Origin of the sequence: Dietzia sp. IN118, from assembly GCF_032905965.1 — a bacterium.
In the GTDB taxonomy this organism is placed as follows: Bacteria; Actinomycetota; Actinomycetes; order Mycobacteriales; family Mycobacteriaceae; genus Dietzia; species Dietzia kunjamensis.
The window spans coordinates 2,183,689-2,191,858 of sequence record NZ_JAUMSR010000001.1 but is presented as its reverse complement, the minus strand read 5'-3'; the positions used below and the strand labels follow the sequence as shown (position 1 = coordinate 2,191,858).

Genomic DNA, 8,170 nt, shown 5'->3' with positions numbered 1-8,170 from the left:
TCCGGGACCGCGTCGGGTCGGCCATCGCCCGCCCTAACCGGTTCATCACATCCACACGCGAAACAATAGTCAGCACTTGCTGAACTATACAGCGTCTGCTGAACTGTTGTGACAACGCCTTAAAAACCTAAAGGTTTTCAAGACACCCGGCACCGTCCAGGACAGCGACCACTTTTGAGCAGTTTTCCTGGCTCTACGGCCACCCGCCGGTGTCTCATTAAGTCATCTTGGCGACATTCGTCTCAGGGTCGGCCTCGGGAGGGGTTTATGGGGCAGAATCGGGCCATGAGGCATCTGGGGTACACCCGCGTCAGTACCGCGAGTCAGGACGCGCAGTTGCAGTTGGATGCACTCGTAGATTCCGGGGTTCAGAAGCGCGACGTCTTCTCCGACGTCACCTCGGGGAGCCGGACCGCGATCGAGCGCCCGGGGATGAAGCGGCTGATGGACTACATCGAGCCCGGCGATACCGTCGTGGTGTGGCGCATTGACCGCCTCGGCCGCTCCCTGATCGATGTCCTCAATACCGTGAACCTGCTTCGCGACAAGGGCGTGAAGATCCGGTCGCTCTCGGACGGCATCGACCCGGAGACCACCTCCGGCCGGTTGATGCTGGGCATGCTCGCCACCCTGGCCGAGTACGAGCGCGAGCTCATCACTGAACGCGTCAACGCCGGCATCGCCGCGGCGAAGCAGAACGGCACGAGGTTCGGTCGGCCCCCGGTCGATCCCGCAGTGATCGCCGAAAAACTCGTCATCGCCCAGGACGCCCGAAGAAAGGGCCGCACCGCCGCCGAAGCGGCCAGCTTGGTCGGATGGTCCCGCGCCACCCTCTACCGCCACCAGCAAGCCGCCCGAGCCCTCGAGGCGCTCGAGCCTTAATGCAGGTGGCGCCGTCAGGTATCGCCGCTAGAACGCCGCCACCGAGCAGCGCGATTTACCAGTACACCCGTGCGGGACGATATGCCGCCGACCATCGGTGCTGTGTCGCAGGGTCCAGTTAGGCACTTGTGAAACGCCTTCCCGCCGGGTCTAAGATCTATTGATACAGATTCCGGGCGAAAGGGTCTCCTCATGGCTGATCGGATCGGGACGCTCTTGAACCGTTCGGGTGATGGTGGCGAGGAGGTGCTCATCGTCAGTCGGGGGAGCGTGCGAACTCGGTTTCGTCGTCGGGACGAGTTGGGTTGGAACTTTCGGGTGGAGTCGACGGACTCGGAGAACGTCATCGAGCAGAACCCGAAGCGAAAGCCAAAGCCGAAGCCGGCTCCGAAGTCGGCTCGCCGGGCGTCGCGTCCTCGGGGGCAGCGGGTGGCGTACGTGCGGGTGTCGGCGGCCGATCAGAACGAGGCGCGTCAGCTCGAGGCGGTGGGGGAGTGCGACCGGGTCTACGTTGAGAAGCAGTCGGCTCGCTCGCGTGCGGACCGGGTGAAGCTAGAAGAGTGCATCGGGTACCTGCGAGACGGTGACGAGCTGGTTGTTGCGTCGATGGACCGTCTCGCCCGTTCTCTGGTTGATCTCAAGCAGATCGTTGGCGAGATCACCGCCAAGGGCGCCAGTGTGGAGTTCGTCCACGAGCGGGCCACCTACGCCGCCGGCGCCCAGGATCCTCGAGCGGATCTGATGCTCTCGCTGCTCGGGGCGTTCGCCGAGTTCGAGCGGGCCATCATCCGTGAGCGCCAGGCTGAGGGCATCGCTATCGCCAAGGCGAAGGGCAAGTACAAGGGACGCAAACGCGTCCTGACTGATGATCAGATCGCTAAGGCCCGGGCCCGAATCGAGGCAGGGGAGGGGCCGTCGGCGATCGCCCGCGATCTGGAAGTCGGACGGTCAACGTTGTATCGCGCCCTCCAACGACATGCGACGTAGACGAGGAAGGGGGAGCGACATGGATGGGTGGTCGCCAGTGTGCGGCGAGGGGCGCATCGCAGCGTTGCTCGAGACCGGGACCGTGGGCGCTGTCCGAGACCTCTTTCCCTACGGGGTGCGGATCCTATGTCCGATCACGCTCCGTATGGGCCGCGACGTGGCCGGGTGGAGCTCGTGGCGCGAGGTCGCTGAGCGTGTAAGTGCGCAGTATCCGCCCCGCCGTGGATTGACATCGATGATCGACAGCGCCGGCACCCCGGAGCTGGCGATAGGTGTGGACCGCCTGGTCGGGTGCAGCACTGGCCCTGCCATCGAGATCGCGCAGCGCTACTGCCGCATCGCGTCTGTCCAGCAGTGGAGAGCGGCGATCTGGACGGTATGGGGTGATCCAATCGGAACACCCGACGCCGCACGCATCATCACCATCGTCGATGACAGTGACTATGGCAGCACCTACGACTACCAGCTGGTATCAGCGTCCACGGCGGCTCTCCTGGACCCGTTCCTCCACCCCGAACCATCCTTCCTGTGGTCCGACGACGAGGCACTGTTCCTCGAGGTTCAACCCGAGACAGGATGGATTGAGGTCTACTCGACTAGGTCGGATCTGATCGAGGAGGCGCGAAGCGACACCCAGTGGGAAGTAGTCCCGCTGAACCGCGACCTCCCGCAGTCGTAGCAAGAGCGCTTACTGCGAATCTTGCTTGCAGTAGGTGCTGCAGCACGACACCGGACCGCCAGCCAGTACCGGCAGCAGCCCGCCGCTGAACGCCGCAATCGAAGGCGCTGGCGATGAGGGAACTCGTCGTCCGCCACCGACTGACACGCGAACCTGCCCGCCCCCGCACAGTGCGTTAACTAGGAGGTACCCGTGGAGGCATTCCTGATTCCGCTACTGCCTCCGGTAGCCCTGGACCGTTCCCGCTCTGGTGGACACCCGGAGATGAGCGGTGAGTTCCCCCAAGATAGAGGGAGCGGATTATGGGATCTACTCGTCGGAGCTTCACTGCCGAGTACAAGGCCAACGCGGTAAGTTTGGTCATCGATGATGGCCGTGCGATCGCCGAAGTTGCACGCAGTATCGGCGTTCACGAGATGACGTTGGGGAAATGGGTGAAGAAGACTCGAGACGAGGGAAACGGTGAGTCTGACCGCCCGTTGAATGAGGACGAGCGGGCGGAACTCGAGCGCCTTCGCGAAGAAGTGAAGCACGCCCGGATGGAGGTGGAGTTCGCAAAAAAAGTAGCGACCTGGTTCGCGAAAGACCCGCGGTGAAATTCGCGGCTATCGCGGACTGGGCTGAATCCGATTCATATCCGGTCACGTTCATGTGTGCTCAACTCGGCGTATCGACTTCTGGCTACTACAAGTGGCGCGGCAAGTCGCGCTCAGCTCGAGACCTCCGAGACGACGAGTTAACAGCGCTGATCGAGTACCACTACGAGCACCTCAACGGCCGTCCCGGCGTTCGGCGCATGCGTGCGGAACTCGCCGCCGGCGGCCACCGGGTCTCGCACAAGCGGGTGTGGCGGCTCATGAAGGTCGCAGGTCTGGAAGGCCGCCACCCGAAGGCGTGGAAACGCACCACCGTCGCCGGAGACAGCCCCGTTGGGGCACCTGACCTCATCGGCCGCGACTTCACGGCGGCCGAGGCGAACACCAAATGGTGCGGCGATATTACTTACGTACGGACCTGGAACGGCTGGGCGTACCTGGCCACCGTCATCGATCTGCACTCCCGGATGGTCGTCGGATGGGCCGTGGCCGACCACATGCGAACCGAGCTGGTCACCGACGCACTGGACATGGCCATCGCTCGTCGTCGACCACCCGGAAAAGTCATATTCCACAGCGATCGCGGAACTCAATACACGTCCACCGACTTCGATAAGTACTGCACGAAAAACAATATCCGACGATCATTGGGGCGCACTGGCATTTGTTTCGACAACGCGGTCGCAGAATCATTCTTCGCGAGCTACAAGAAGGAACTCATTCACACGCGCCCGTGGCCCACTCTAAAAGCACTCAAAAAGAGCACATTCACCTGGATTGAGGAGTACTACAATAGGGCCCGACGACATTCCACACTGGGCTATTTGACACCAGCCGAGTTTGAACTAGGATTCAGAGACATATACGAACTCGCCGCTTAATTGCAGTGGCCACTTTAGCGGGAACACTCCACCCTGTCGCTGGGGCTCTGGGCTTTCGTCGTCTGGGTTTCCTTCAGGGCGACCGGGCGAGGCGCCAGACGAAGTGCGGCCGCGATCTCTGCAGTGCTGTCGATCTGCGGAGCGGTCGCGTTCCTCGGCTTCGCCGGCAGTGACGACTACAACGACTACCCCGGCTACACCTGTGCACTCCGCGACGGTCACGTGCCGGATAGCTTCCCTTCCGACCGACTTCCCCCTGAGGAACAGATCAGCACATTCCATACCAACATTGACTGGTCCCACGGGTACGAACTACTCCCCGCCGGGGTCCGCTGCACCTACTGGACCAGGGACGAACCCCGCGTCAGCGTGGTCACCCACAGCCCCTGGTCGTACTCCGTGTGGATCTACGGACTACTGGCCATCGCTCTGACTCAAGCGGTCCGCGTCATCAACCCTGACCTTTTCGCCCGGCGGCGCACCAAGTCTTCGTGAACCAACACGATGTGTAGCGCGTTGCGACCCACAAACCGAAACTGCGGGTCGACAGTCGCTGTCCCACAACCAAGGAACTGGGACGGTCGGTCAGCACTTGCCCAGCAGGGGCTACCTTCGGTTGATGGAGAAAGAGGATCGGAACGTCTTAATCAGCGCCGGGCTGTCGGTCGTGGCGGCGCCGGTAGCGGCGGGCGTGATGGCTTGGGTGTGGAAGTTCCCGATCGTCATGGTGGGCAACAGCGGCGGCACGGTGGATGATGCGATTTCCGCGGCTTTCTCGATGTTGCTGTTCATGACGGTGTTCTCGTTCTTCATTGGCATCGTGGTGATCGGCCTGGCGGGAGCCGGGGTAGGTGTCCTGGTGCGGCGTGGGCCCGTGTTGGATGCTGTTGCCGCTGGTGTCGCCGTGGGCGGGCTGGCGGCTCTGGTGGTCGGATTTGGAGGGATGCTCTTCGACTGAGTCACTGCGCTCGGAGAGCCGTCGCGGCGGTCTAACCCCAGTTCCCGTCGCTGACAAGTCCCGGCCCCTGCGGGATACTCTCGGCTGATGCGTGTCTCGCCAGATGGAACCTTCCATGGCCTGCGTTCGACCCACCTGTGTCGTGCGGCGTGCCGGGTTCCCGTAGACCCGGGTCCGTTCAACCGCCGCCTTCTCGCGCTCCACCCGGTCATCAATTACCGGCCTTACATCACCGCCTCCCCTGACGTGTTCCCTCCCGGTCATCCGGGGTACGACCAGGGGGTGGCGGCAGATCTGCAGATTCCGCAGGCTTTGCGCAACGAGATCGAAGACTGGATCGACCAGTTTAAGACTCACTTCCGTCACCTCGGTGACCGTCCGGTTGATCAGCCCGTGTGGACGAACGGCTTTGACGAGATGGACTGGCTCGACCGCGGCCACGCCCTGGCCGAGCGCCTCGGTCAGCACTTTCCGGAGCATTTTGTGTTCTGCTGCGCGGAAAAGTATGTGGTGTGCGAGCTCGCCGCCGATCAGCTGGGCTACGTCTGCGCAGTGACCGGTCAGTTTAGACGTGAGCACGGCTGGCGGATGCCCGGCAATGAGCCCGATCCGGATGTGCCGGGGACGCTAAAGCTAATGCCTGAGTACGGGGTCGAGTGGGGCCTGTGGGACGGGTGGCTGCCGTACCACCAGCCCCCTCGGCTCCGCACAGGTCCGGGTCCCGGGGGTTTTCCGACCCCGCGCAGCCTCGGGCTCACCTCGCAGCTCGAGGACCGGCTCCGGCAGTGGAACCAGGAGTGGCACCGTGGCTTCCTCGGCTACGGACGAGATGACGATGGGGCCAGCGCCGATCTCGGCCTGCCAAATGGAGGCTTCGCCTTGCCGGAGTGGGCCGACGATGTGGACCCGGTGGCCTGGTACCGCGAGGGCCACGCGATCGCCGCAAGCCTGGCTGATCAACTCCCGGGGGTCACGGTGCGACTCAGGGCGATCCGATATGTGTGCGCACCACGCTTGCTTGACCTCACGCAGATCTTCGGCGACGACGAGTTCTTTACTCCGGTGGCTCGCTTTCGCTGTCGATGAGTTGGCCGTCGGCGGTGATTCCACGTAGGACGTTCCCCGAGAACCAGAGGGTGTTGTCTGTGGTAACTGCGATTGAGGGGCGGGGGCAGTCGGTGAGAACGGTGGCCACCGGCAGGAGATCGTTGTCCAATCGCAGCACGAGGTCCCATGGAAATTCGCCCCGCGGTCCGATGTCGCGGACCAGTGCCCGGAGGTGCCACGGGTCCGGAGCTTCCGCGTTTCGCAGGTGCAAGGCGATCCGCTCGCCGTCAAGGGTGAGCCAGGGGCCGGTCTTGGTCGATCCGGCAGAGTGCGCCGAATAGGGGAGCCGGTGAGCAGTAGTTCTCGTGAGTGAAGCGTCGAACCGCAGGAGCAGATCAGCACTTAGCACCCATGGTCCCTCGGCGCTGCGGCCGACGGCAGTCGGAGGAACGGGCAGGCCGAAGGACGTCCCGACAGTCCACTGGCCTGAGTGGTCGTACACCGCGAGCCGGAAGCGTTGGGGCTTGGGTACAGGACCGAATCGGTGGCCCAGATCGTCGTTGTCGTCAGTGTCCTCGCCCGGTTCTCGTCCGATGGCGAGGAGCCCTTTGACTACCCGGTCCAGCTTGCACACGGTGGCGATTTCCGGGGGGAGCGTGATTGGGTCGATCTCGCCTTGAGTATCGAAGCGTCGGAGGGGACTACCGGACGTCACGAGGTGGGGGCCGACTGTCACGGCGGAGCCCCAGCCCACGGCGCCCAGGTCGTGCAATTGCGCCGGCGCACCTGATGCGGTGTTGACGGACCAGAGCGTCTGGTTGTGCTCGATCCAGAGGCCGTCGCTGCCGGCGTGCGGGGTGATCGGGCTCGAGTAGACACTCACGGGTAGGGGAAGTAGGTGTTCCTCGGTTCGGGTTGGGAGTGCGCGATGGCGTTGTTGCAGGATCGGGCGGTGACGGTCGCCGGACCAGAGCTCGTCGCCGAGAGCTGACAACCCGTCTGGCTCGAAGTCGTTCCTGGCCCGGGGCGGCTGTGCGGCGTCCAGGTCCAGATCCAGGGTCACGGCGATGGCCGGTGCGCTCCCCTCGGCTTGGTAGTGGGCCATCTGCGAATCGAAGCTGGACGGGCACACTGGCTCGTCTGACCAGGCGTTGTCCGGGATCGAACCGGACTCGTGATCTGCTGGCATCGGGCCGGTGAGGCGGTTGACCCGGATTCTGGCGACGGCGGCGCGGGTGGGTGTGAACCAGTGGGCGGCTGCGGCGTCGTGGATGATCGCGAGGGACCCGGTGACCACGACATGGCCGACTGTCGGCCGGGGGGCAGACCAGGTGGCGGCCCAGCCGTCCCCGCGGAGGATGGTGGGCCACCGCAGAACGCCGAAGTAGTCCTCATACGGGGTGCCGGTACCGACCGGCTCGGCCCGGGCGTGAAACTCGGTGGTCTCGGGGCCCCGAGGAGAAGGGGCCTTGAAGAACGTCAGATATACCTCGATGGTCTCACCCACTCGCGGCGGTGACAGCTGACCGTCGGCGATCACGAGCTCGTCGAGCGTGACACGCAAGAGGCGTCCGCGTGGGTCGGCGGGCGCAGGGTCGGGGTCCGGTGTCGGGGTGATCGGGTCGGTGATTTGCAGGGGTCTCCAGTCGCCGCTGGGCTGGATCTGCTCAGGCGGATCAGCCTGGCCCGCCCAGCGGAAGGCTGACTCATCTGTCTGTCTGAGTTCGAGGTTTTCGAGCCAGGCTTCCCAGGAGCCATCGACGGCGGCTACCCGGACGAGTACGCCGGTGCGCATGTCCACCGAGAGCTCGACGGCTCCGAATCCGTCTCCTGGGTCTCCTGCCATCACCGCGACGGGCCGGCCTTGGTGAGTGGATTCGCGGATGGGACCGGAGGGAAACCCGTAACCCAGACCTTCCTCGGCATCGTGGGGCTGGTCCACGAGCAGGGCGGCGAATCCGGAGGCGTTCGCGGACCTCACGCGGAACTTCGTGGCGGTCTCATCGAGGGCGACCTGCCACACCGTCCCGTCGTGAAAGAGCGTCCGTCGTCCGTCTGGGTGATCGAGGCGGACTCGACAGTCCCCGGCCCGTGTAATGCGGCTGCGACCCGGGCCGGCGTGCAGATTCGCGCGTGGATC

At 64.1% G+C, this 8,170-nt stretch carries 9 protein-coding genes and 1 pseudogene; 8 read left to right on the top strand and 2 right to left on the bottom strand.

Translation table 11 applies throughout. The annotated features are described in order from the left end of the window. Positions 1-76 (bottom strand): annotated as a pseudogene (locus tag Q2K20_RS10540) (transcriptional regulator); the annotation flags it as partial. 209 nt (positions 77-285) lie between these two features. On the opposite strand from Q2K20_RS10540, the gene Q2K20_RS10535 reads away from it, so the two are divergent. The 8 genes from Q2K20_RS10535 (at position 286) to Q2K20_RS10500 (ending at position 6,069) form a co-directional block, all read left to right on the top strand. After that, complete coding sequence (locus Q2K20_RS10535; protein ID WP_269505545.1) at positions 286-882, top strand: recombinase family protein; 597 nt, start codon at positions 286-288, stop codon at positions 880-882. Positions 883-1,074: 192 nt separating this feature from the next. Further along, the gene (locus tag Q2K20_RS10530; protein ID WP_269505543.1) at positions 1,075-1,869 is read left to right on the top strand and encodes a recombinase family protein; all 795 of its coding nucleotides are present in this window, start codon (positions 1,075-1,077) and stop codon (positions 1,867-1,869) included. 235 nt (positions 1,870-2,104) lie between these two features. Further along, positions 2,105-2,548, top strand: a complete 444-nt coding sequence (locus Q2K20_RS10525) for a hypothetical protein (RefSeq protein WP_269505541.1) — start codon at positions 2,105-2,107, stop codon at positions 2,546-2,548. A gap of 302 nt (positions 2,549-2,850) precedes the next feature. Further along, positions 2,851-3,144, top strand: coding sequence for a transposase (locus Q2K20_RS10520; protein ID WP_006898371.1), 294 nt, complete (start codon positions 2,851-2,853; stop codon positions 3,142-3,144). Continuing rightward, a complete protein-coding gene (locus Q2K20_RS10515; protein WP_204650704.1) occupies positions 3,141-4,025 on the top strand; it encodes an IS3 family transposase in 885 nt (294 codons plus the stop codon). The genes Q2K20_RS10520 and Q2K20_RS10515 overlap by 4 nt, the downstream gene beginning before the upstream one ends. A gap of 123 nt (positions 4,026-4,148) precedes the next feature. Then, positions 4,149-4,520 (top strand): hypothetical protein, encoded by a 372-nt coding sequence (locus Q2K20_RS10510; protein ID WP_269505588.1) that lies wholly within the window; start codon positions 4,149-4,151, stop codon positions 4,518-4,520. A gap of 124 nt (positions 4,521-4,644) precedes the next feature. Then, positions 4,645-4,983 (top strand): hypothetical protein, encoded by a 339-nt coding sequence (locus Q2K20_RS10505; RefSeq protein ID WP_269505591.1) that lies wholly within the window; start codon positions 4,645-4,647, stop codon positions 4,981-4,983. A gap of 87 nt (positions 4,984-5,070) precedes the next feature. Beyond that, complete coding sequence (locus Q2K20_RS10500) at positions 5,071-6,069, top strand: hypothetical protein (RefSeq protein WP_269505592.1); 999 nt, start codon at positions 5,071-5,073, stop codon at positions 6,067-6,069. Here the strand turns inward: Q2K20_RS10500 and Q2K20_RS10495 are convergent. Further along, positions 6,038-8,011 carry a hypothetical protein gene (locus Q2K20_RS10495; RefSeq protein WP_269505595.1) on the bottom strand — a complete coding sequence of 658 codons (1,974 nt, stop codon included), beginning with the start codon at positions 8,009-8,011 and terminating at the stop codon, positions 6,038-6,040. The genes Q2K20_RS10500 and Q2K20_RS10495 overlap by 32 nt on opposite strands. Positions 8,012-8,170: the final 159 nt, after the last annotated feature.